The organism is Amycolatopsis sp. NPDC051373, assembly GCF_040689465.1.
Taxonomy (GTDB): Bacteria; Actinomycetota; Actinomycetes; order Mycobacteriales; family Pseudonocardiaceae; genus Amycolatopsis.
In genome coordinates this window covers 128208-151145 of record NZ_JBFBAE010000007.1, presented here as the reverse complement: position 1 = coordinate 151145, position 22938 = coordinate 128208, and the positions used below count along the sequence as shown (strand labels likewise).

The window sequence follows — 22938 nt, the reverse complement described above, 5'->3', positions numbered from 1 at the left end:
CCGCATTGGTTCATATTGGTTCAGATTGGTCTCACATGAAGCTGGTGACCTTCTCCGCCGGGAACTCCACCGGGGACGCCGACCGCGTCGGGGTCGTGACCGGCGAAAGCGAGGTCCGGGACGTCACCGATCTCGTGCCGGGCGGAACGCTCCTCGGCGCCGTCGAACGCTGGGGCGAGGTCGGGACCATCCTCACCGACCAGGCCGCGGACCGCACGCCGGTACCCCTCGCTGACGTGCGGCTCCGCGCGCCGTTCCCCACTCCGCGGCGCAACATCTACTGCGTCGGCAAGAACTACCGCGAGCACGCCGCGGAGTTCGGCCGCAGCGGCTACGACAGCCCGGACCGCTCGGAAGACCTGCCGGCCCGGCCGATCCTGTTCTCCAAGGCCACCACGGCCGTGATCGGCCCCGGCGACAACATCGACCCGCACGCCGGCCTCACCTCCGAGCTCGACTACGAAGGTGAGCTCGCCGTGATCATCGGCCGCGGCGGCCGCGGGATCACCCGCGAAGCCGCGCCGGCGCACGTCTGGGGTTACACGATTCTCGACGACGTCACGGCCCGCGACCTGCAGCGCGACCACCGCCAGTGGCTGCTCGGCAAGTCGCTCGACACGCATTGCCCGATGGGTCCGTACGCGGTGACCGCCGACGAGATCCCCGACGTGACCGCGCTGGAGCTCGAAACCACCGTCAACGGCGAACGCCGCCAGCACGCCCGGGTCAAGGACCTCATCTTCGACATCCCCGAGCTGATCGCCACCCTCTCGGCCGGCATCACGCTGCTGCCCGGCGACGTGATCGCCACCGGCACGCCCGCGGGCGTCGGCATCGGCTTCGACCCGCCGAAGTTCCTGGCGAGCGGCGACGTCGTGGAGGTGACCATTACCGGTCTCGGCGTGCTGCGCAACCGTGTCGCCTCAACCCCTGTCGCGTCAACCCCTCGCGTCTGAACCCCCGTACCGAAAGGAGCCCGCATGAAGATCAACGGAACGGACCTCGCGGTCGAGGTCGAGGGCAGCGGTCCCGCTGTGCTGCTGGTGCACGGCCTTGGCGGCACCGGCAACTTCTACCAGGTCCAGGCCGACGCGCTGGCCTCGAGCCGCCAGGTGATCCGCGTCGACTCCGCGGGTGCCGGGCGCTCCGGCCTGCGTGAGGGCATCGGCATCGAGTCGCACGCCGACGACCTGGCCGCGGTGCTCGACCAGGTCGGCGTCGCGTCGGCGGCCGTGGTCGGGCACTCGATGGGCACGCTCGTCGCCCGCAGCTTCGCGGCCCGCCACCGGGACAAGGTGACTGCGCTGGCGCTGCTCGGCGCCGTCGCGGAGCCGCCCGAGGCCGGGCGCCAGGCCCAGCACGACCGCGCGGCCCTGCTCCGCGCGGAAGGCACCGCGGCCGTGGCGCCGGGCGTCGTCGCCAACGCGCTGTCGGAAGCCACCCGCCGCGACAAGCCCGAGGTGGCGGCGTTCGTGCGGGAGCTCGTGATGCGCCAGGACGCCGAGGGCTACGCGCGCAACTGCGAGGCGCTCGCCGCCGCGACCGACCCCGGGCCTGTCGATCCCGCGTTGCCGCTGCTGCTGATCACCGGTGCCGACGACAAGGTCGGCCCGCCCGCCGTGAGCGAGGCGCTCGCCGCCGCCCACGGCAGCGCGAACCTGGAGGTGCTGCCGGGCGTCGGTCACTGGACCGCGCTCGAAGCCGCCGCCGACGTCACCTCGATGCTGCTGAAGTTCCTTTAACCACAACGTTTTCGCGCCTCAACGACGAGGAGGAACCACCGTGCCGCTCACCGCCGACAGGACCCTGTTCCGCGAAGTGTCCATTCTGGACTCCACGGGCGCGCTGCCCTACCGGGGCGACGTGCTCGTGGACCACGACCGCATCACCGCCGTCGGCACCGTCGACCCGGCCGCCGCCCAGGGCTCGCGGGTGGTCGAGGGCCGCGGCCGCACGCTGATGTCCGGGCTGTGCGACGCCCACACCCACTTCACCTGGAACAACAGCGCCGACCTCGACGGGCTGGCCGCCCTGCCGGTGGAGGAGCACCTGCTGTTCGCCGTGGAGTCGGCCAAGTCCTATCTGGACTCCGGCTACACGATGTGCCTGGGTGCCGCGTCGGCGAAGGATCGGCTCGACGTCGTGTGCCGCGACGCGATCAACGCCGGGCGGATCCCCGGCCCGCGTTACCTCGCCAACGGACCCGAGATCGCCGTGACGGGCGGGGAGCTCGTGAAGGGCATCACCTGGTTCGCTGACGGCCCCGACGAGATGCGCAAAGCCGTGCGCCGTCTCGTCGAGATCGGCGTCGACCAGATCAAGCTGTCGATGACCGGCGAGGAGATCACCGGCACGCAGCGCGCCGAGGACACCTACATGTCCGACGAGGAGGTGGCGATGGCCGTCGCCGAGGCACACCGGCGGGGCAAGCGGGTGTGCGCCCACGCGCGCAGCGCCGAGAGCGTGAAGATGTGCGTGCGCCACGGCGTCGACATCGTCTACCACGCCAGCTTCACCGACCCCGAGGGCATGGATCTGCTCGAGCAGGCCAGAGACTGGGTGTTCGTGGCGCCGGGTGTCAACTGGCTCGTCGCGACGCTCTACGAAGCCGCCGACTTCGGGTTCCCGCAGGAGGCGGCCGAAGCTGTCGGCTACAAGCGCGAGCTGGAAAAGGCGACGGCGGCGATGATCGAGATGCACCGGCGCGGCATCCGCGTGCTGCCCGGCGGTGACTACGGCTTCGCCTGGACCCCGCACGGCACCTACGCGCGCGACCTGCAACATTTCGTCGAGCGCTTCGAGTTCACGCCGATGGAGGCCATCCTCGCCGCCACCGCGCAGGGCGGCGAGATCATGCTGCGCGGCGACGAGCTCGGCAAGGTCCAGCCCGGGTACCTCGCCGACCTGCTGCTCGTGGACGGCGACCCGCTCGCCGACATCACCGTGTTGCAGGACAAGGAAAAGCTCCACGCGATCATGAAGGACGGCCAGTTCCACAAAGACCCGGCCTGAGCCCGTCCGCGGTGCGCCGCCCGGCCGGGGGCGGCGCACCGGGAGCTCTCACCGGACCGCGCTCAGCAGGCCCGTGCGGTCGTGGCAGCCGAGGTAGCGGAATTCCTGCTCGCCGGCGTCGGTCACGGTGACCTCGTGGTAGAGCCGCAGCCGCGCCGCCGGCGCCTGCGTGGACAGGTACTTCATGGCAGCGCGGAAGATCGCGACGTGCGTCGGGTGCGATTCGGCCCACGCCTCGAGGTCGGCGAGGCTGTGCCACCAGCTCATCCCGTAGCTCTTGTCCGTCTCGGCACCGGTGTCGTCGGTGACGCGTACGTAGCGGTTGGCGTAGCAGCCGATGCCGAGTCCGTCGTCGCGCAGGAACTCCATGCCGGCGCGCAGCACGGGTTCCACGTCGCCGAGGTACATCCCGCGTTCGTCGCCCTCGGTCTCGGTCCACTCCTGGCCGGAGCGGATGAGGCACAGGTTTCCCCGCGGCGACACGGTGACGACGCCCGTCTCCGGATCGGTCTCCGCGGTCGGCCGACTGCCGGGTTCGAGCCGGTCGGTCTGCGCGATCGGCAGCCGGTCGCGGGCGCCGCCCCAGTAGTCGTGTTCGTGCTGCGGGCCGGTCCACGCTTCGCGGGCCTTCGCCCAGCGGTCGTACTCGGCGGGATCGGTCCAGTAGAACGTGGTGAGCACGGTCGCGTAGCCGGCCTCGTCGACGAACCGCGCCCGGTCGTGGTGGTCGGGCGCGTGCTCGCCTGAGTGTGCGGAATCGAGCGCCGCGAGTGCGGCGACCACCATCGGCGGTGGCTGCGGTGTCCGGTACTGAACACCGAGGTACGCCATCACCACCTGGTCGACGGCGGGGTCGAAGCGCGCGGAGAACGACGGGTAGGGCGGGTGAAAGCTGTCCGGCTTGCGGCGCGGTGGACCCGGTCGACGCGCATGTGCTCGCGATCGAGGATTCCACGGCGTCACCCCGCCGTTTCGTGGTGGGTCATGGTGGCCTCCGGGGAACGTGGTGCCGGTTGTTGCCGACCGAACGTAGACACGGGGGCCACCTGTGACTTGCTTCACAGCGCACCGGGAGTTGCTGCACAGCGCATGTGCGATTCCGAACGTCCGATTTCGAACACCTCGAACATCACACGATCCACAGTGGACTCGAGGCGCGGACTCGCAGCACGGGCTCACCACCACGGGCTCGCGTCCGGCCGGCTCACACCGTCGCGGTCAGCTCCGGGTACAGCGCCTCCACCGGACCGGACAGGTTTTCCTTGATGTCTCGCGACGTCTTGTCCGCCAGTACCTCGAGCGCGCCCGCTTCCAGTCCGTCGTAGATCGCCGTCACGATGTCGCGCGGGTCTTCCTTCTCGACGGTCAGCGCCCGGGTCATCGGGGTGTCGGTGTAGCCGAGGTGCGCACCCAGCACGTGCGTCTTCTGGCCGGCGAGGTCGAGCCGCAGTGAGTTGGTGATCTGCCACAGTGCGGCTTTGCTCGACGAGTACGCGCCCGACTTGGCCAGCCAGCTCAGTGCCGAGTGGATGTCGACGAGGGCACCGCCGCCGTTGGCCGCCAGCACGGGCGCGAACGCCTGCGCGACGGCGAGCGCGCCGAAGACGTTCGTCTCGTACATCGCGCGCACCTCGGCCAGCGGCACGGTGAGCAGGCTCTGCCGTCCGCTGACTCCCGCGTTGTTCACCACCACCGTGGTGTCCGGGGCAGCCGCGGCCGCGGCTGCGACCGAGGCCTCGTCGGTGACGTCGAGCGCGAGCGGCACCACGCGCTCGTCGTCCCACTGGCGCGGCGTGCGCGCCGTGGCGTACACACGCCGCGCCCCGCGCTCCAGTGCCTGGTTGACGAACTCGATGCCGAGCCCGCCGTTCGCCCCGGTGACCAGGACAACCGCACCCTGCAGATCGGTCATGACTTCCTCCGGTTCTCTTGCTTGTCAATTCCAAGTTAGCAAGCTGACTCCGAAATGCCAAGTGTGATGTACGATGGGGGTCATGAAGGCCATGGCGATCCCGACCAACAGCCGCTGCTCGATCGCGCGCAGCCTGGAGGTGCTGGGGCAGAAGTGGAGTCTGCTGATCGTCCGCGAGGCGTTTCGCGGGCGGACCCGCTTCGCCGAGTTCCAGAAGATCGGCGTGCCGACGGATCTCCTCGCGTCCCGGCTGGAATCCCTGGTCGAGGCGGGAATCCTCGCTCGGCGGCCCTATCAGGAGCCGGGGCAACGGGCCCGCGTCGAGTACGTGCTCACCCCGGTCGGCGAGGACCTGCTGCCGGTGCTGGCCGCGCTGTCGGAGTGGGGCGACGAGTACCTCCCGACCGGCCACGGCCCGGCGACGGTCTACGTCGACACGACCGACGACCGGCCCGTGCACCTGGCCTTCGTCGACGAAGACGGCCACGTCGTCGACCCCGCGAAGGTCGCCTACCGCCGCGGGCCGGGGGCGCTCGAAGACTGACGCGTCAGGCGCGGTCTGCGAGCACGTCGTCGGCGTCGGTGCTCAGCGCCAGGTCGCGCTGGGCGGTGAGCGCTTCGAGGCGCTGCTGCCACGCGGTGGTGATGGCCTCGTAGGCCGCGGCGCCGAACACGAGCCGCCGGGGCGCGGGCGTGGTGCTCGCGGAGGTGATGATCGCGCGGGCGATCTTCGCCGGATCGCCCGCGACGGCGTGGCGCAGCGTGGTTTCGTCCATCCCGCCCGCGAGCGCGCCGCGCACCTGGCCGAGCACGCCGTCCTCGTAGGCGGGCAGCGGTTCGGCCTGCGCGATGTTGGCGTTGAACGCCGTGCGCGTGCCGCCCGGGGCGATCAACGTCACCGAAATCCCGAACGCCGCCAGCTCCACCGCCGCCGACTCGAAGAAGCCCTCGACGCCGAACTTCGACGCGTTGTACACGCTCATGCCCGGGTCCGGCACGTGGCCGCCGGAGCTGGACATCTGGATGATCCGCCCACCGGCCTGCGCCCGCAGCCACGGCGTGACCGCGCGCGTGAGGTGAATCGGTCCGAGCAGGTTCACGGCGAGCTGCCGGTTCAGCAGCTCGTCCGACAGCTCCTCGGCGGCGCCCAGCGCACCGAAGCCGGCGCTGGAGAACACGACGTCGATCCGGTCGAGCTCGGTGAAGGCCTGCTCGACCGTCGCGTGGACGGTCTTGGGATCGGTGACGTCCAGCTCCGCGGTCCACAGCCGATCGCCGTGCCGGCGCGCGAGCTCCTTCAGTGCCGGGCTCAGATCGCGGCTCGTGGCGGCGACGCGGTGGCCGCCGGCCAGCAGCTGGGCGGTGACCTCGAGCCCGAAGCCGGAGCCGGCGCCGGTGATGAGCCAGGTCTGGGTGGGAGCAGGCACGACGGAGTCCTTTCGGTAGGCGTCCGCCAATGTAGTCGCCGGCAACAATCTAGTCAACGACTACATAGCCCGACGAGCTCAGTCGAAGCGGGAGTCGTCACCCCAGATCTTGTCCTGGGACGATTCACTCGACGGCGACACGCGGATCACAGCCCCGGTGGCGTCGATGTCCAGCACGGTGACGGTGATCCGGTTGGCCAGGCTCACGTAGCCCTCGCCGCGGAAATGGCCCTTGATGTCGGGCAGTTCGGTGCGGTCGATGGCGAAGTCCAGCCGGTCGGGCGCCGACTGCGTGAGCGTCAGCCGGCGCGTGGCGAACCGCGCGTCGAGCGGCACGGTCACGGAACCGTGGATGAGCACGTCGCACGAACCGTCGCGGCACGCGGTGAGGTCGGACCCGTCTTTCGCGATCAAGGTGCGCGACGTCGGCGTGGTGGGCTGGGCCGGCACCGTCGAGACGGACGGTGGCGCCACGATCGGCTCGGGCGGCGGCGGAGGTGGCTGGGGCGGCGTCGAACAGCCCGCCGCGAGCAGCAAGAACGAGCAGGCGAGCGCTTTTCTCATGCGCTCTTGGTAGCACCTCGCCGGGCCGGCGGGCGGGGCTTCGCGGATTCCGGGGCCGCCGCGCTCGGCACGGTGGCCCCGGAACCGAATCCGGTCAGGCCGGATTGTCGCCGTGGGTCAGGGTCTCCCACGAGACAAACAAGTCGTTGCTGCCCTGGGGACGGTGGCTCGTGGTGTAGGCCTGAGTGTTGGTCATGGCGATGCCGAGGCGGTTGTGCAGCGCGTTGTACCCGACCTCGGTCACCGGGCCGAGGCCGCGCTTGACCGTGCCGCCGCAGAGCCACGACGGTGCGGCGGTGAGCTCGTACTTGGTCTGGAAGCCCAGCGCCTGGCGCAGCCGCTCGCCGATGTCGGTGCCGTAGAGGTCCTGGCCCTGGATGCGCGAGGTCTCGGCCACCTCCGCGATCGCGGCGATGCCGTAGCCGGTGTGGACGAAGTCGCGGCAGGTCTCCTGGGTGAGACCGTCGACGAAGGTGGACTGGCCCTGCCAGTAGCCGACGATCTGGTCGCGGGTGTTCAGGCCGCTGCCGGGCACGGTCTTCGGGAGCGCGCCGTCGGAGCTGAGGTAGATGAACGCGGGCACGCGGTTGCGGTAAATCGACATGCCGCGGTCGTAGATCGTCTTGTCCTCGAGGAACACGCCGATGCCGACGATGGCCTCGGCGATGCTGAGCTCCCAGTTGCCGGTGCGCCCGTCGCTGCCCTGGATCTCGTTGTAGTAGACGTTGCGCAGCATCGTGGCGAACCGGCCGGAGTTGGGCCACGTCCCGTAGGCGTACTTGATGATCTCCGCCGCGCGCGGCCACGTCGAGGCCGACCAGGCGGTCTGCAGGTGCGCGTTGTCGCTGGTGTGGTCCTTGATGGTGGCCGACCACGCGTCCATGATCTGGATGGCCTTGTTCGCGTAGCGCGCGTCGCGGGTCACGTACCAGGCCAGGGACTGCGTGTACGCGGCGATCGCGTCCTCACGCTCGTCGGTGCAGCCGTTGTTGGGCATCGAGCTGGGCCCGCAGTCGACCACGGCGCGCGGGTGCGGCGTGTAAGACAGCGACGCGTACTTCGAGCCCATCATCGAGTCGTACGCTTGTTTCTGTGGCTGCGTGCCGGCCTGCACGCGCTGGCGCATGGTGTCCAGCTGAGCCTGGCTGACCAGCACGCCCGGGTGTGTGAAGGTGGCCGGCGCGGGCGGTGCCGCGGGTGCGGCCGGCTGGGCCGACGCCGCCGGACCGGTGGCGATCACCACGGCGGTGGCGGCCGCGGCCGCCAGGCAACGAACGAACTTCCGGTGCATGAGCTGCCCTTCGTCCACGACTTTGAGAACAGGGCGCAGGCTGGCGGACCGTGCGTGAAAGGTGAATTTACTTCACTCCCATTGGTCTGGTCCACCGAGTGCGAAAACCCGTGGTCCACTGGCAGGGACGGCTTTTTCCTTGCGGCAGTGGCAGTCTCACGGTGGGGGCAGCGTGCCGCGCTCCAGGATGTTGGCGTAGATGTTCTCCATCGCCTCGGTCAGCGGGGTGAGCAGCTCGGCGGGCAGGCCGTCGAAGAAGAGGCCGCGCACCAGCTCGACGTGGCCCGGCGCCGCCTTCTCCAGCAGCTCGCGGCCCTGCGCGGTCAAGGTGACCTCGGTGGCGCGCCGGTCGGTGCTCGAGGTGCGCGCGTCGACGAGCCCGCGCGTCGCCATGCGGCGCACGTGGTGGCCGGTGCGGCTGCGTTCCCAGCCGATCTGGTTGGCCAGCGCGGTCATCTGCATCCGCTCGCCGGGGGCGTTCGCGAGTGCGGTGAGCACGTCGTAGTCCGGCATGGACAGGTCGCTGTCGGTCTGCAGCTGCCGGTTGATCTCGTAGCTCAGCCGCAGCTGGACGCGGATGTAGGCGAGCCAGGCGCGCTGCTGGCGTGCGTCGAGCCAGGGGTCGTTTTTGCCTTTAGGTGACATGTCCCGTAATCTGTCGTAGTGGTCGGCGGTGGAGCGAAGGGGCCCCATTGTCCCGCGCAGACCGGCCGAGCGGAACGACCACGCCTGGGCCGGGCGAGTACAGGGACGGGAAACACGGTAATGAACGCACTACAGGGGAAGACCGCCGTCGTCACAGGCGGCTCGAGCGGCATCGGGCTCGCGACGGCCCGGCGGTTCGCGGACGAGGGCGCGCGCGTCTTCGTGACGGGACGGCGCAAGGACGTGCTGGACGCGGCCGTCGCGGACATCGGCGGCGACGTGACCGGGGTCCAGGTGGACAGCTCCGACCCGGCCGACCTCGACCGGCTCTACGAAACCGTCGGCGGGCCGATCGACGTGCTCTTCGCCAACGCGGGCGGCGGCGAGTTCTCGACGTTGGCCCAGGTCACCGAGCAGCACTTCGACGAGACCTTCGGAACCAACGTGAAAGGCACGCTGTTCACGGTCCAGAAAGCGCTTCCTCTGCTGACGGACGGTGCTTCGGTGATCCTGACCGGTTCGACCGCGGGCACGAAGGGCACCGATGCTTTCGGCGTGTACGCCGCGTCGAAGGCGGCTGTCCGCTCGTTCGCGCGGACGTGGGCGAAAGAGCTGAGCGGCCGCGGGATTCGGGTCAACTCGGTGAGCCCGGGACCGGTCGACACACCGGGGATCAGCGGGCTCGCGAGCGCCGATTTCGGCGAGGAGCAGCTGAAGGCGGCGCTGGTGAGCTCTGTCCCCTTGGGACGGATGGGCCGGCCGGAGGAGATCGCGTCGGTGGCGCTGTTCCTCGCGACGGACGCCAGCAGCTTCGTCACCGGGGTGGAGCTCTTCGCCGACGGCGGGGCGAACCAGGTATGACCCTCGACATCGGCCGCGTCGGAATCTGGAGCGTCGAGCTGCGCACGGCCGCGCCGGACGAGATCGCCGACGCGGCGGCCGAACTCGACGAGCTGAGCTTCGGCGCGCTCTGGATCCCCGGTTTGGGTGGCGGCGACATAGTGGGAGACCTCGAGCGGCTGCTCGAGGTGACCCGAGGGCTCACGGTCGCGCCGGCGGTGTCGAGCATCTGGCGCCACCCGGCGAAGGAACTGGCCGCGGGCCACGCGCGGCTCACGGGGACCTACGGCGACCGGGTGCTACTCGGTCTCGGCGTGAGCGACCCGGGCACCGCCGCCGAGCACGGCCACGAGTATCGGCCGCTGCACGACATGGCCGCGTACCTCGACGAGCTCGACGCCGAGCCGGACCCGGTGGCGGCGGAACGGCTGATCCTCGCGGCGATGGGGCCGAAGATGGTCGGTCTGGCGCGGCGGCGGGCCGGCGGGACGCACCCGTTCCTCGTCACAGCGGACTACTCGGCGACGGCGCGCGAACTGCTCGGTACCGGGCCATTGCTCGCGCCGTACCTGGCCGTGACCCTGGAGCGGGACCCGGCGAAGGCGCGGGCAGCCGGCCGGGGTTTCCTCGCCTGGTTCTTCGGGGCGCCTGCCTACCGCAAGAGCCTGCTGGCGCAGGGGTTCACGGAAGCCGATCTTGCCGAGGGCGGCAGCGACCGGCTCGTGGACAGCGTCCTCGCCTGGGGCGACATCGACGCGATCGGCAAGCGCGTGGAGGAACACCTCCAGGCGGGCGCGGACCACGTGGCCCTTCACGTAGTAGGCGGCGGTGACGGTATGCCGATGCCGCAGTGGCGTGAGCTCGCCGGGCTGGCTCAGAGCGCCGGATAGTCCGTGTAGCCCTCGGCGCCGCCGCCGTAGAAGGTGGCGGGGTCGGGGGAGTTGAGGGCCGCGCCGGTCCGCAGGCGGGCGACGACGTCGGGGTTGGCCAGCGCCAGGCGGCCGAGGGTGACGAGGTCGGCGAGGCCGCTTTCGACGTCGGCGGCGCGTTCTCGGACGGTGGCGCCCGGGCGGGTCAGCAGCAGCGGGCCGGGGAACGCGGTGCGCAATTCGGCCAGGAGCGCGTCATCGCCGTGGTGGGTGACATGGAGGAAGGCGAGGTCGAGGCGGGCGAGGGCGCGGACCAGGTGGGCGTAGGTCGCCGGCCCGGTCTCGCCTTCGTCGATGCCGAAGCCGCGCAGGCCGGGGGAGAGGCGCACGGCCGTGCGGTCGGCGCCGATCTCCGCGGCGACGGCCTCGGTCACCTCGAGCGCGAACCGGGTGCGGCCGGCGATGGAGCCGCCGTACGCGTCGGTGCGGTGGTTGGCGTTGGCCGAGAGGAACTGCTGCACGAGGAAACCGTTGGCGCCGTGGACTTCCACACCGTCGGCGCCGGCCTCGATCGCGGCGGCGGCCGCGCGGCGGAAGTCGTCGACGGTCGCGCGGACCTCTTTCGTGGACAGCTCCCGCGGTGGCGGGACCTGCTGGTTGCCGCTCGGGGTGTGGATGCCGACGCCCGCCGCGACGGCCGACGGCGCGACCGGCACCCGGCCGTGCGGCGTGTTGTCGGGGTGCGCAACGCGGCCGGCGTGCATGAGCTGCACGAACAGGTGCCCGCCCGCGTCGTGCACCGCCTTGGTGACCTGCTGCCAGCCGGCGATGTGCGCGTCGGTGCGGCAGCCGTGGCTGAGCAGGAACCCCTGCCCGTCGGCCGAGGGCTGCGTGCCGCCGGTGATCAGCAACCCGAGCGACGCTCGTTGCGCGAAGTACTCGGCGTCGAGCGGGGTGGGTGATCCGTCGGGCAGCGCGCGGTTGCGCATCATCGGCGACAGCGCCAGCCGGTGGCGCAAACGCATGCGGCCGACGTCGACGGGACTCCAGAGACCGGGCACGCGGGTTCCTTCCCTCGGCTGGCTGACTGTCTGTACTGGATCGTACAGAACGAAGTGTACGGTTCGGTCCAGTGGGGGTTGGACTCTTCGTCCATGCTGGATGTAGTGTCCAGATCATGGACGGGAGGACGGCGCGCTGGGCGCCGGTGTGCGAGGCGATCGTGCGCCTGCTTTCGCCGCACGCGGAGGTGGTGCTGCACGACCCGCGCACGGACTGCGTGCTCGGCATCTGGAACGCGTTCTCCGGGCGTGAACCCGGGGACCCGTCGCTGCTCGGCGAGCTCGACGGCCTGCGGCCCGCGGGGAAGGACGTCTACGGCCCGTACCCGAAGTCACTGCCCGACGGACGGCGGCTGTCGAGTGTGAGCGCCGTGGTGAGAGACGAACACGGCAATGCCGAAGTGGTGTTGTGCGTGAACGTCGACCGCACCGCGTTCGACCAGGCCGCGCAGTTGCTGTCCGGGTTCGCGGCTCCGGTGACCGGACAGCCCCAGGCGTTGTTCGAACGCGACTGGACCGAGACGCTCAACGACGTGGTGGGCGAGTTCGTTCGCGATCACGCCACCCCGGTCGAGGTGTTGACCCGCGAACAGCGCCTGGTGCTTCTCGCACGTCTGGACGCCGCCGGCGTGTTCGCGCAGCGACGATCCGTGCCCGTGGTCGCACGCGCGTTGCGCATCTCCCGTTCGGCCACCTACCAACTGCTCGCCGAGATGCGCAAGGAGCCCGATGCCGACGCTTCCTGACTTCCGCCTGGAGACGTACTTCTCCCGCTGGGAGTTCACCGCCCGCCACCACCTCACGGCGTCCGACGTGCAGACCATGACCGTCGCCGAACTGCTGGCGCTGGCCGACGACGACGGCCGCGAACGCTGGGGAACTCTCGCGCTCGGCTACACCGAGACCTACGGCCTGCCCGCGCTGCGGGAGGAGATCGCCGCGACCTACACCGACGTCGGCCCCGAGGACGTGCTGTGCTTCGCCGGCGCCGAAGAAGGCCTCTACCTGGCGATGCGGACGTTGCTCGAACCCGGCGACCACGCCGTGGTGATCACGCCGAACTATCAGGCCGCCGAGACGATCCCGCTCTCGATCGGCGAGGTGTCCGGCGTCGCGCTGCGGCCCGAGGACGGCTGGGCCCTCGACGTCGACGAGATCGAGCGGCAGCTGCGGCCCACCACGCGCCTGGTGTCGGTGAACTTCCCCAACAACCCGACCGGCGCCGTGCCGGACCTCGAGACCTGGACGCGGCTCGTGCGCCTGTGCGAGGAGCGCGGCGTGCTGCTGTTCAGCGACGAGGTCTACCGCGGGCTGGAGCTCGATCCGCCGGCGACGCTGCCGCAGGCCGCCGACCTGTCCACGTCGGCGCTTTCGCTCAACGTGATGTCCAAGGCCTACGGGCTCCCTGGCCTGCGCGTGGGCTGGATCGCCTGCCGCGACCCGCAAATCCTGCGGCGGCTCGAGCGGGCCAAGCACTACACGTCGATCTGCAACTCGGCGCCGAGCGAGGTGCTCGCGCTGATCGGGCTGCGCGCGCGGGACGCGATCCTGGCGCGCAACCGCGCGGTGATCGCGGAGAACGTGCCGAAGTTCGACGCGTTTTTCGAGAATTACCAAGATCTGTTCGATTGGGCACCGCCACAGGGCGGCTGCGTGTGCTTCCCGCGCTACCTCGGCGCGGACGGCGTCGAGGCGATGTGCACCGAGCTCGTCGAGCAGCGCGGCGTGCTGCTGCTGCCGGCGAGCATCTACCGATCCGACCTCACGGCGACGCCCGAGGACCGGTTCCGCGTCGGCGTGGGCCGTCGTGGTCCGGACGAAGGGCTGGCCGCGTGGGCGGAGTTCCTGGAGGAGCGGCGATGACCCTGGACGTGGTGGGACTGCCCGAGATCGAGGCCGTGGCGACGCGGGGGCTGGTGTTCGACGCCGTACGCGGCGCGTTGATCGCGCACGCCGAGGGCCGCGCGCAGATGCCCGCCCCGATCGCGATGTGGTTCCCCGAGGCCGAGGGCGATTGCCACGTGAAGGCCGGCTACCTCGAAGGCGCCTCGCACTTCGGCGTGAAGGTGGCGTCGGGCTTCTACCGCAACGCCGAGCGCGGCCTGCCGACCAACAGCGGCCTCATGCTGGTCTTCGACGCCTCGACCGGCGTGCCCGCCGCGGTGCTGGCCGACGAGGGCTGGCTCACGGCGTGGCGGACGGCCGCCGCCGGCGCCCTGATCACCCACGCGCTGACCCCGCCGGACGTCGACGAGGTGGCCGTGTTCGGCACGGGACTGCAGGCGCGGCTGCAGGTCGAGTGGCTCGCGGACTTGCGGCCGCTGACCCGGGTGCGGGTGTGCGGGCGGCGGCCCGAGGCCGTTCGGAAGCTGTGTGCCGAGCTGGGCGAAGCCGGGCTGACGGCCGCGCCCGCGACCGCGGAGGAAGCGGCGGCCACGCCGTGCGTGATCACGGCGACGGCGTCGACCAGCCCGGTGGCGCCGGCGGAAGCGTTCGCCGCGGTGCACGTGACCGGGATCGGCACCGACCTGCCGGGCAAGGCGGAGCTGCCGGCCGGGCTGTTCGCCCGCGCCACGGCGATCGCGACCGACGACCACGCGCAGTGCCTCGCGCACGGCGACTTCGGCAACGCTGTACGGGCCGGGACCGTCGCCGACGACGCGGACGTTGCCGTCGGGCTGGTCCTGCGCGACGGGGTGCGGGATCGCTCCGGCCTGACGATCGCCGATCTCACCGGCGTCGGCGTGGCCGACGCCGCGGTGGCGACGGCCGTGTTCCGGCACCTGGGCTGAACTCCGCCGCGTGGCGGGCCCGGCGCCGCGGGTCGGCGACGCTTGGCGGATGAACGCGGCGGGTGCCGGCCGGGAGGATGGACGGCACCCGCACTCCTGGAGGCCCGCATGGACTACGCGTTCGATCCCGAGATCGCCGCCGCTCTCCCGATGATCCCCGACACCGGCGATCTGAGGGACCTGGTGTCGGCGCGGGAAAAGATGAAGGAGATGACGGCCGAGCTGGTCGGCGACGTCGACGAGACCGGCGTGACCGTGCGCGACACGACCGTGCCCGGCCCCGAGGGCGCGCCCGACGCGGCTGTTCGGATTTACACACCGGACAACATCGCGTCGCCCGCGCTGCTGTTCAACGTTCACGGCGGCGGCTTCATCGTCGGTGACGTCGACACCGATCACGCGGTCGTGGTCGAGCTCGCGCGGGACCTCGGGGTGGTCGTGGTGTCGGTGGACTACCGGCTCGCGCCCGAGGCGCCGTACCCGGCGGGCCTGGAGGACTGCTACGCGGCGCTCGTGTGGTCGGTCAAGCACGCCGACGAGCTCGGCATCGACCCCGAGCGCGTGGTCATCCACGGCGTCAGCGCGGGCGGCGGCCTGTGCGCCGCGCTCGCGCTGCTGGCGCGCGACCGCGGCGGGCCGGCCATCGCGTTCCAGTTCCTCGGCATCCCGGAGATCGACGATCGCCTGCAGACGCCCAGCATGCGCCGCTTCGACGACACTCCACTGTGGAACCTCCCCAACGCCGAGCTCAGCTGGGACTGCTACCTCGGCCCGGGCGTCCGCGGCACCGACGGCGTGCCCGTCTACGCCGCGCCCTCCCGCGCGACCGACTTGGCGGACCTCCCGCCCGCGTATATCTCGGTGATGGAGTTCGACCCGCTGCGCGACGAGGGCATCGCCTACGCGCAGGCGCTGCTGGCCGCCGGCGTGACCACCGAGCTGCACCTGTTCCCCGGTACCTTCCACGGCTCCGCCATGGTCCGCCACGCGACCATTACCCACCGCGAGGCCGCGGAGTCCCGCGCTGTGCTGGCGCGGGCGCTGGGTGTGGAGCTGGGCTGACGTTTTGAGACGACGCGGTGTGGCGACGCGGCGTGGCGTGGCGACGTGGCGTCGTGACGTGGCGTGGCGTGGTGACGCGGTGTGGTGACGCAGCGTGGTGCCGTCGCGTGATGCCGTCGCGTGCGACGCGGTGTGGCGTGGTGACGTGGCGTGGCGACGCGGCGCCCGGGTGGCCGCCCGGACGCCGCGTCTTCGTTGTGTGGCTTGGTTTCGGGCTCCGGCCGCGGCTGGTCAGGTGCGGTGGGCCGGTCGGTGAGCCAGCAGGGCGAGCCGGGTGCGGAAGCGGCCGGCGGGGTCGTCCAGCGGCCAGCCGAGCGCGTCTTCCACGTGGGCGAGCCGGGTGGCGACGGAGCTGTGGTGGCGGTGCAGCGCGACGGCCGCCTGGCGCAGGGAACCGTTGCGGCAGAAGGCTTCGAGCGCTTCGAGGTCGGGCGCGTCGAGGGCTCGGACGTCGGGCTGCGTCCGCAGGCGGTCGGCGGGGATCTGCGCCAGGAGGGTCAGCGACCCGAGGTTCTCGTGGACCACAAGCGGCTCCGTCGCGGGCACGGCGAAGCGCTCGGCGAGGCGAGCCTGTAGCCAGGACCGCCGCGCCTGGAGCCCGGCGACGGCATCGCCCACCCCCACCCGCACACTCCCGGACGACCCACGTTCGCGAGCGTGCAGGGAAAGTGCGTTTTCCAACACCCCCACCACCGTGGCCGGCCCCTCTCTGGGCTGCACCAGCACCGCCGCGACCTCCCCGACCACCGCGACCCGCGCACCCAGCGCCGTACCCCCGCGAGCAACCAGGGCGACAGCGGCGGCGCCCGGGTCGCGCCCGTCCTCGGCCCCGACCGCGACGACCCGCAACGGCCGCCCCACGTCCAGCCCGAGCAACACGAGCGCCCGCGACCGGTCCTCCTCCGCCGCGCGCTCACCCAGCGCCAACTCCACCAGCGCCGGGTCCGCCAAATGCGGCTGCGCGCCCTGTGGCGCCGGCCCCAGCACCCGCGCGGCGATCGCGAAGCGCTCCAGCACGAGATCGTCGAGCGGCCCGGGCTCGCCGTCCCGCTCGAGCCACACCCGCCCCGCGGCCTCACCCCCGAGCTCGGTCGCCACAACGCGTGGTGCTGCCAGCGCCTCGCCGCCGCGCTCGCTCTCCTGGGTGGGGGTCTTGTCGTCGTGTGTGTCGGTGAGGTCGGTTGGGACGGCGCGTGGTGCTGCCAGCGCCTCGCCGCGCAGGTCGCTCGCCGGGGTGCGTGCCTCGGCGGGGGTCTCGCGCCCGTCGTCGAAGCCGGTCGCCACCAGACAGGGGTGAGCCGGGGCCGCGTCGTCAGGCGTGAGTCCACCGGGGTCGGCCGCGGCTGTGTGAGCTTCCCTGCCGGTCTCGCGCCCGCCGCCGAGGTCGGTTGCCCCGGGCCGAGGTTCGCCCGGTGTCCTGCCGTCGCGCGTGGGGCTGCCCGGCTGAGTCGCCACCGTGCGCGCGCTTCCGTCCCGACCGCACGGGTGCCGTCGGGACGGAAGCGCAAGGGTGGTTCGCCGCCGCGTTGGAGGCCGGCGACGCATTCGGCGAGGGAGGCCGTGGCGCGGACCAGGTCGGCGATCGTGGCGCGGTGGGCCACGAGCTCGTCGAAGTACGCGATCACCCGCACCGCGGCCTCGGCGTCGGAGTCGACGGCCGAGAGGCGCAACAGCAGCCCGTTCATGGGAGCCAACCTAGCGCCGCCCGGTCGTCGCGCACAGGTGTCGCATGTGGACGGTCAGCGCAGCAGGTGCAGCTGGTCCCACGTGGGCACGTGCGGCGTGATCCGCAGCGTCAGCCCGGTCTCGGCGAGGGTCCGGTCGGCCTTGCGGGCGTTGCAGCTGCGCGCGGTGCCACCGCACGCGGCGACGGTGTTGAGCCAGCTGGTGCGCTCACCGCCGCGGGACGTCGGGATGATGTGGTCGACCGTCGTCGCGTGGCGGCCGCAGTACGCGCACGTGTAGCCGTCGCGCTGGAGCACGCCGCGGCGCGACCACCGGGGCGGGCCGGTATAGCGCCACTTCATCACCACGTAGCGCAGCAGCCGCACGACCTTCGGGCGCGGGAAGATGCCCAGGTCGGCGCCGTCGCTCTCGTGGACGACGGCGACGTGGCGCACGAGCATCCGGATCGCGTGGGGGACGGAGACGGTGTGCAGGGGCTCGTAGCCGGCGTTGAGGACCAGGACACCCATGGCGGCGGGCACCTCCTTTTCGGTTTTCGCTCGGGTGGAGACCGCGACCGGAGTCGAACCGGTTTGACCCGCTTTGCAGGCGGTTCCCTGGCCGTTCGGGCACGTGGTCGGAAAGGGGATCGGAAATCGGGGTCGGAAAATGGCGCCGGAAATGTCACGAAAAAGTCACGGAGAACGAAAAAGCCGCCCTGATCGGTCTCCCGACGGGCGGCTCCGTGCTGCGACGCGTTCTGGGCGTGTCACGGCGTGGAGCCTGGTGCCTCGGCGGCGTAAGGCAGGCGCCGAGCGTCGCCCGCGATGCCGAAGCACCCCGGACAAGCCTTGCGCTCTTCGCCGCCGAACATTCTCGTCACTCCTCGGTTGGTGGTGTACCACCACATCATGACCGACTTCGCGCGACGGCGTCAACGGTGATAATTCGCCCGGCGAACGACCTCGCCGGCCCCCGGAAATGTATCGCGGAGCCGTCCACGCGTCCACAGTGGACGGGACGGCCCCGCACCTCCCCGGCCGGCGGGTGCTCGTGACCCCGACGGCCGGAGGGAACCTACTTGCAGCGCTTGCCACCCTCGACCGACGGCCACCACGTGCCCAGGGGCGGCGCCGGCGTCTTGGTCCAGGTGATCTTCGCGCACTTGCCCTCGCTGCGGGCCTTCTTCGCGGTCACGACCAGCGCCGCGATGGCGACGCCGCAAGCGAGATTGCCCGGCGTCGGGATGTTCTTGCAGACGCGGATCGCAGGCGCGCCTTCGGAGATCAGCTTCGTGGTGTTCTTGCTGAACACCCAGCTGCACGCGAAGAACCCGCAGTCGAGATCGGTGACGGCGGGCACCGCGGACGCCGGAGCCGGCGCGACGAACAGGCTCGCGGCCACCAGTGGTGCCGCCAGCAGGGCAGCCCGGAGATTCCCCATGAAACGCCCCTCCTGTTCGCGTTTGTCCGAAATGGAGCATCCCGCGTGAAGTCGCCGATGTCTGCCCCCGCACGGTTCTTACGCCCGAAGGGGTGACCGTCCACTGTGGCGGTTTCAGCGCGCCCGGTAGAGCTCGCTCAGCAGCGCCACCGCGGCGTGCGTGGCCGGATGGGGGTCGTGGCCGTGCCAGATCAGCCGCACCGGAACGGGGGCCGCGTCACGCACGCGGCGGAAGGCGATGCCGTCGCGGCGGTACTGGGTCACCGTGGAATGCGGTGTGACGCCGACGCAGCGACCGGTGGCGATTGCGGCCAGCCAGTCGTCGATCTCGTGGGTGGGCTCCACGCGCGGGCGCTCCGCCGGCGGCCACAGGTCGGTGGTCGTGGTGCCGGTGCGGCGGTCGATCACCAGGACGCGCGGGCTGAGATCGGCGAGCGTGACGGTGCGGCGGCGCGCCAGGGGGTCGTCGGTGGCCATGGCGCAGTAGCGGGCCTCGTGGCCGACGGTCGCGTGCGCGTACTTGCGGTTGTCCACGGCGGTGCGGATCACGGCGAGGTCGCACAGCCCTTCGGCCAGCCCACCCGTAGCGGTGTTGGTGCGGACCAGCAGCAGCTCGATGTCGGGGTGGCGATCGGCCCAGCGGCGCTGGAACTCGGCCGTGTGGCGGCCCATCGCGGACCACGCGTGGCCGACGCGCAGCCGGGTGTGCCCCGTGGTGGCCTCGCGCACGAGTTCTTCGGCGTCGGCCAGCAGGTGCCGGGCGCGGGCGAGTACCTGCACGCCGGCCGTCGTCGGGGTGACGCTGCGGCTCGTGCGGTGGAGAAGTCGCACCCCGAGTGCGGATTCCAACGAAAGAAGTGTGCGCGACACCGCCGCTTGGGAGACTCCGAGCTCGATCGCCGCGTCCGTGAACGTTCCTGTGTCCACGATCGCCACCAGGCACCGCAGGTGCCGCAGCTCCAGATCCATGACTCCAGCGTATGCGTGCCGCGATGAATGCATTTTGCGCATGCACGGCCGTGCCGCAGGCTCGCCGGCATGACCCAGGACAACCGCACCGGCGTGGCGTTGATGTTCGGCGGCGCGACCGCGAACCAGCTCGGCGCGGCCACCGCGGCGCTGGCGTTCCCGGTGCTCGGGCCCGCCGGCGTGGTGGCCGTGCGCCAGTGGGTGGCCGCCGTGCTGCTGCTCGCCGTGGGACGCCCGCGGCTGCGGTCGTTCACCGCTCGCCAGTGGCGCCCGGTGCTCGGGCTCGCGGCGGTGTTCGCGACGATGAATCTCTCGCTCTACTCCGCCATCGACCGGATCGGCCTCGGGCTGGCCGTGACGCTGGAGTTCCTCGGCCCGCTGGCCGTCGCGCTGGCCGGCTCGCGTCGCCGAACGGACCTGGCCTGTGCGATGGCCGCCGCCGCGGCTGTCGGAATTCTCACGCGGCCCCGGCCCAGCACCGACTACCTCGGCGTCGCACTCGCGCTGGTCGCCGCCGCGTGCTGGGCCTGCTACATCCTGCTCAACCGCACCGTCGGCCGCCGGCTGCCCGGCGTGCAGGGCTCCGCCGCGGCGGCGGGCGTGTCCGGCCTGCTGTACCTTCCCGTCGGGATCGTGGTGTTTTTCCACCACCGCCCCACGCCGGCGGCACTCGGCGCCGCGCTCGCGGCCGGAGTGCTGTCGTCTGCGCTGCCGTTCCTCGCCGACCTGCTGGCGCTGCGCCGGGTCCCGACGCGGTTCTTCGGGGTCTTCATGAGCGTGAACCCGGTACTGGCCGCGCTGGTGGGCGAAGTGGTCCTCCACCAGCGGCTCGACGCCCCGGCATGGGCGGCGATCACGGTGATCGTGACGGCCAACACGGTGGCGGCGTGTCGGGTGAAGGGCGCGAACGCGGGCGCCGTACCGTCGGTGCAGGAGGTGGCGGATGGTGCGGATGTCGGACCGCGCGTGGCCGTCGACGGTGATCCCGAGCGACGAGCACGAACGCGCGCAGGCGACCGGTGTCCTGTTCCGGCGCATGGGCTGGGTGACGGAGACGCTGACGCGTGACGAGCGCGAGGACGTCGAGCGCCAGCTCGAGTTCTGGTACAGCAGCGGCTACTGCCCCGACGCGCTGCTGATCGCGCTCAGCACGCTGCCCGACGGCACGCGCCAGCGCCCCCGCCAGTCCGGCGAACGTCCGGGTGGCTTCCTGCGCTCGCGGCTGGAGGGCTGGTTCAACGACGCGGCTCAGGCCGCGATGACCGAGGTCCACGAGCCGCCGCGGCGCGGGCAGTCGTTCGAGGCGTGGTTCGAGAACAACCGCCGCCAGGCGGCGGCCGAGGGCACGGGCCGGCAACGCCCGCGCGTCACCGAGGCGGGGCAGCGCGCGCGTGATGAAGCTCGAACATTCGCGGCGTCCCGGCGTAAAGATCCGCTCGCGCGCCTGCGCGAAAGTGAACAACGCCGGGCCGCGGCGCTCGACAGCCTGCGCGTGGAGGGTGCCGCCGCACCCGTGATCCCGGCTTCCTCGCAGGAGACGCGCTCGACCCCGCGGATGGTGGCGTCGTTCGCGGCCCGCCAGTCCGTGGCGGCGAGGTCACCTCAGGTGGTGCGAATCGTCCAACGGTTGCGCGAAGAGAAACGCGGACCGTCGCCGGCAGAACTCGCCGTGCTGCGCAACGCCGTCCGCGACGCCCACCACAACGCCGGCCTCGGTACCCTCGAAGCGGCGAGCGCGCAGATCGGCGACGACACCTCGGCGCTCACCCCGGAGGGGCTGCGCGTGTTGTCGTTTCTCGACCACGCGGACGAGAGCAAGCTGCCGGTGGAGGCGATGATCCGCCTGCTCACCCTGACCGTCGACGAGACGGCGACTCCCGAGACCGCAACCCGCTAGGCGGCCACCCCGGAGACCGCCACTCCTGAGCCGAACCCGGAGCAGGACTAAGCCTGTGCCGCACATTCGGCGCACTGGCCCCACCACGTGACCTCGGCCTCGTCGATCGTGAATCCGGGCGCCGACGACGGGTGCAGGCACGGCGCCGAGCCGACGGCGCACGGCACGTCCTCGATCCGGCCACAACCGCGGCACACCAGGTGGTGGTGGTTGTCGTGCTTGTCGAGCTCGAAGCGCGCGGGCGAGCCGGCCGGTTCGAGCGTGCGCAGCAGACCGACGTCGACGAGGTCGTCCAGCACGTTGTAGAGCCCTTGCCGCGACAGCCCGCCTGTGCCGGCCTCGACGGCCGCCGCGATCTCGGCGGCCGTGGTGTGCGGGTGGTCGCGCACGGCACCGAGCACCGCCCGGCGCTGGGCCGTGTTCCGCAGTCCCCTCCGCTTCAGCTGGACCGCGAAGTCATCCATGACCCGATGGTAACTTCGCACCACTCTGTGACACCGATCGAGGGACCCGGGTCACATCAGACCCGGAACGGCCTGCTCAGGCCCCGTCCTCGTCGCCGACGCCGAACGACTGGCGCCGCCGCGCGATGGCCCGCAGGTCCGCCTCGATCTCGCCCGCGGTGCGGCGCAGCGGTTCGAGCAGCTGCCCGCGCATCTCTTCTTTCGAACGCCGGGTCGAGTGCATAGAGACGTTCAGCGACGTGTACACCTGCCCGTCCTCGTGCCGCAGCGGCACGGCGATCGAGCGCAGCCCCAGGTCGAGTTCCTGGTCGACGAGCGCGAAGTCGTCGGCGCGCACGCGGTCGAGGATCGCGCCCAGCTTCGCCGGGTCCTTCACCGTGCGCGGCGTGAATGGCTGCAGTTCGACGCGCTTCAGGTACTCCGCGCGCCACTCTTCGGGCTGGAACGCGAGCAGCACGCGACCCATCGACGACGGGTGCGCCGGGATCCGGCTGCCGATCGTCACGTTGAGCGCCATGATCCGCCGTGCGGGCGTGTGGACCAGTCCGACGTAGACGATCTCGTCGTCCTCGAGCACACACAGTGCAGCCGAGTCGTCGACCTCCGCCACCAGCTTGTCCAGGTGCGGGCGCGCGACCTGCGCGAGGCCCTGGCTCGACAGGAACGCGTTCCCGAGCTCGAGAATCCGCGGCCGCAGCCAAAACCGCTTGCCGTCGGTGTGCACGTAGCCGACCTCGGCGAGCGTGAGCAGGAAGCGGCGGGCGGCCGCGCGCGTGAACCGCCGCAGTCCGCCTCGATTCTTGACAGCCCGACGACGGCGAGGCTGGTTTGTGCGAGCTACGGAAACTTGTTCGACCTCCGCACAAACCCTGCGCATGGCCCGTTGGTACATTCGACTCCCAGCGCCCGGACGGCAGTTGCGGCCCCAGCGGCTTCCTCGTCGCCGAGCCGAACGACAGCCGCGCCATCGAGAAGACCGCCGAGCACACGCTGTGGGTGCACATGATGCTCACGAGCCTCGCGGC

The 22938-nt window shown here is 71.4% G+C and carries 25 protein-coding genes and 1 tRNA gene; 12 read left to right on the top strand and 14 right to left on the bottom strand.

Features of this window, described 5'->3' with window-relative positions; translation table 11 throughout:
• The first annotated feature begins 35 nt into the window (after nt 1–35).
• From AB0383_RS15175 to AB0383_RS15165, 3 genes are read left to right on the top strand one after another with little or no spacing between them, the layout of a single operon-like run.
• Entirely contained in the window at nt 36–956 is a 921-nt protein-coding gene (locus AB0383_RS15175) for a fumarylacetoacetate hydrolase family protein (protein ID WP_364175333.1), read from the top strand.
• Nucleotides 957–980: 24 nt separating this feature from the next.
• Entirely contained in the window at nt 981–1742 is a 762-nt protein-coding gene (locus AB0383_RS15170; protein ID WP_364175336.1) for an alpha/beta hydrolase, read from the top strand.
• A 40-nt stretch (nt 1743–1782) separates the two neighbouring features.
• A complete protein-coding gene (locus tag AB0383_RS15165) occupies nt 1783–3012 on the top strand; it encodes an amidohydrolase family protein (RefSeq protein WP_364175339.1) in 1230 nt (409 codons plus the stop codon).
• A 48-nt stretch (nt 3013–3060) separates the two neighbouring features.
• Here AB0383_RS15165 and AB0383_RS15160 read toward each other — a convergent pair whose 3' ends face one another.
• Together AB0383_RS15160 and AB0383_RS15155 are read right to left on the bottom strand one after the other, a co-directional pair.
• Complete coding sequence (locus AB0383_RS15160; RefSeq protein WP_364175342.1) at nt 3061–3843, bottom strand: phenylacetaldoxime dehydratase family protein; 783 nt, start codon at nt 3841–3843, stop codon at nt 3061–3063.
• A gap of 373 nt (nt 3844–4216) precedes the next feature.
• Entirely contained in the window at nt 4217–4924 is a 708-nt protein-coding gene (locus AB0383_RS15155; RefSeq protein ID WP_364175345.1) for an SDR family oxidoreductase, read from the bottom strand.
• 82 nt (nt 4925–5006) lie between these two features.
• On the opposite strand from AB0383_RS15155, the gene AB0383_RS15150 reads away from it, so the two are divergent.
• Nucleotides 5007–5468, top strand: a complete 462-nt coding sequence (locus tag AB0383_RS15150) for a helix-turn-helix domain-containing protein (RefSeq protein WP_364175348.1) — start codon at nt 5007–5009, stop codon at nt 5466–5468.
• A gap of 4 nt (nt 5469–5472) precedes the next feature.
• Here the strand turns inward: AB0383_RS15150 and AB0383_RS15145 are convergent, their stop codons facing one another.
• From AB0383_RS15145 to AB0383_RS15130, 4 genes are all read right to left on the bottom strand, one after another.
• Nucleotides 5473–6351 (bottom strand): SDR family oxidoreductase, encoded by an 879-nt coding sequence (locus AB0383_RS15145; protein ID WP_364175351.1) that lies wholly within the window; start codon nt 6349–6351, stop codon nt 5473–5475.
• A gap of 78 nt (nt 6352–6429) precedes the next feature.
• Nucleotides 6430–6915 (bottom strand): hypothetical protein, encoded by a 486-nt coding sequence (locus AB0383_RS15140; protein WP_364175353.1) that lies wholly within the window; start codon nt 6913–6915, stop codon nt 6430–6432.
• 94 nt (nt 6916–7009) lie between these two features.
• Nucleotides 7010–8224: an alginate lyase family protein gene (locus AB0383_RS15135; RefSeq protein WP_364175356.1), complete on the bottom strand. Its 1215-nt coding sequence runs from the start codon at nt 8222–8224 to the stop codon at nt 7010–7012.
• A 138-nt stretch (nt 8225–8362) separates the two neighbouring features.
• On the bottom strand, nt 8363–8851 hold the full coding sequence (locus AB0383_RS15130) for a MarR family winged helix-turn-helix transcriptional regulator (protein ID WP_364175359.1): 489 nt from the start codon (nt 8849–8851) through the stop codon (nt 8363–8365).
• A 120-nt stretch (nt 8852–8971) separates the two neighbouring features.
• On the opposite strand from AB0383_RS15130, the gene AB0383_RS15125 reads away from it, so the two are divergent.
• On the top strand, nt 8972–9712 hold the full coding sequence (locus AB0383_RS15125; protein ID WP_364175362.1) for an SDR family oxidoreductase: 741 nt from the start codon (nt 8972–8974) through the stop codon (nt 9710–9712).
• Nucleotides 9709–10581: a TIGR03620 family F420-dependent LLM class oxidoreductase gene (locus AB0383_RS15120; RefSeq protein WP_364175365.1), complete on the top strand. Its 873-nt coding sequence runs from the start codon at nt 9709–9711 to the stop codon at nt 10579–10581. The genes AB0383_RS15125 and AB0383_RS15120 overlap by 4 nt, the downstream gene beginning before the upstream one ends.
• Here AB0383_RS15120 and AB0383_RS15115 read toward each other — a convergent pair.
• Entirely contained in the window at nt 10566–11621 is a 1056-nt protein-coding gene (locus AB0383_RS15115; protein WP_364175368.1) for an alkene reductase, read from the bottom strand. The two genes, AB0383_RS15120 and AB0383_RS15115, sit on opposite strands and share 16 nt — an antisense overlap.
• Nucleotides 11622–11737: 116 nt before the next feature.
• On the opposite strand from AB0383_RS15115, the gene AB0383_RS15110 reads away from it, so the two are divergent.
• The 4 genes from AB0383_RS15110 (at nt 11738) to AB0383_RS15095 (ending at nt 15475) form a co-directional block, all read left to right on the top strand.
• On the top strand, nt 11738–12367 hold the full coding sequence (locus tag AB0383_RS15110; protein WP_220239138.1) for a PAS domain-containing protein: 630 nt from the start codon (nt 11738–11740) through the stop codon (nt 12365–12367).
• Nucleotides 12351–13484 carry an aminotransferase class I/II-fold pyridoxal phosphate-dependent enzyme gene (locus AB0383_RS15105; RefSeq protein ID WP_366187545.1) on the top strand — a complete coding sequence of 378 codons (1134 nt, stop codon included), beginning with the start codon at nt 12351–12353 and terminating at the stop codon, nt 13482–13484. The genes AB0383_RS15110 and AB0383_RS15105 overlap by 17 nt, the downstream gene beginning before the upstream one ends.
• Nucleotides 13481–14413: a hypothetical protein gene (locus AB0383_RS15100; RefSeq protein WP_364175375.1), complete on the top strand. Its 933-nt coding sequence runs from the start codon at nt 13481–13483 to the stop codon at nt 14411–14413. The genes AB0383_RS15105 and AB0383_RS15100 overlap by 4 nt, the downstream gene beginning before the upstream one ends.
• 108 nt (nt 14414–14521) lie before the next feature.
• Nucleotides 14522–15475, top strand: coding sequence for an alpha/beta hydrolase (locus tag AB0383_RS15095; RefSeq protein ID WP_364175377.1), 954 nt, complete (start codon nt 14522–14524; stop codon nt 15473–15475).
• A gap of 231 nt (nt 15476–15706) precedes the next feature.
• Here AB0383_RS15095 and AB0383_RS15090 read toward each other — a convergent pair whose 3' ends face one another.
• The 5 genes from AB0383_RS15090 to AB0383_RS15070 all read right to left on the bottom strand — a co-directional run bounded on the left by AB0383_RS15090 (nt 15707) and on the right by AB0383_RS15070 (nt 19552).
• On the bottom strand, nt 15707–16759 hold the full coding sequence (locus tag AB0383_RS15090) for a helix-turn-helix domain-containing protein (RefSeq protein ID WP_364175380.1): 1053 nt from the start codon (nt 16757–16759) through the stop codon (nt 15707–15709).
• Between the two features lie 455 nt (nt 16760–17214).
• A complete protein-coding gene (locus AB0383_RS15085) occupies nt 17215–17670 on the bottom strand; it encodes an HNH endonuclease (protein WP_364175383.1) in 456 nt (151 codons plus the stop codon).
• A 35-nt stretch (nt 17671–17705) separates the two neighbouring features.
• Nucleotides 17706–17779, bottom strand: a tRNA-Cys gene (locus AB0383_RS15080).
• 438 nt (nt 17780–18217) lie between these two features.
• On the bottom strand, nt 18218–18583 hold the full coding sequence (locus tag AB0383_RS15075) for a hypothetical protein (RefSeq protein WP_364175386.1): 366 nt from the start codon (nt 18581–18583) through the stop codon (nt 18218–18220).
• Nucleotides 18584–18697: 114 nt separating this feature from the next.
• Nucleotides 18698–19552 carry a LysR family transcriptional regulator gene (locus tag AB0383_RS15070; protein WP_366187541.1) on the bottom strand — a complete coding sequence of 285 codons (855 nt, stop codon included), beginning with the start codon at nt 19550–19552 and terminating at the stop codon, nt 18698–18700.
• 69 nt (nt 19553–19621) lie between these two features.
• On the opposite strand from AB0383_RS15070, the gene AB0383_RS15065 reads away from it, so the two are divergent.
• Complete coding sequence (locus tag AB0383_RS15065; RefSeq protein WP_366187539.1) at nt 19622–20620, top strand: EamA family transporter; 999 nt, start codon at nt 19622–19624, stop codon at nt 20618–20620.
• On the top strand, nt 20589–21449 hold the full coding sequence (locus AB0383_RS15060) for a hypothetical protein (RefSeq protein WP_366187537.1): 861 nt from the start codon (nt 20589–20591) through the stop codon (nt 21447–21449). Before AB0383_RS15065 ends, AB0383_RS15060 begins: the two co-directional genes overlap by 32 nt.
• Before the next feature lie 47 nt (nt 21450–21496).
• Here the strand turns inward: AB0383_RS15060 and AB0383_RS15055 are convergent, their stop codons facing one another.
• Both AB0383_RS15055 and AB0383_RS15050 read right to left on the bottom strand, forming a co-directional pair.
• Entirely contained in the window at nt 21497–21913 is a 417-nt protein-coding gene (locus AB0383_RS15055) for a Fur family transcriptional regulator (RefSeq protein ID WP_366187535.1), read from the bottom strand.
• 76 nt (nt 21914–21989) lie between these two features.
• On the bottom strand, nt 21990–22790 hold the full coding sequence (locus AB0383_RS15050; RefSeq protein WP_364175401.1) for an IclR family transcriptional regulator C-terminal domain-containing protein: 801 nt from the start codon (nt 22788–22790) through the stop codon (nt 21990–21992).
• Nucleotides 22791–22938: the final 148 nt, after the last annotated feature.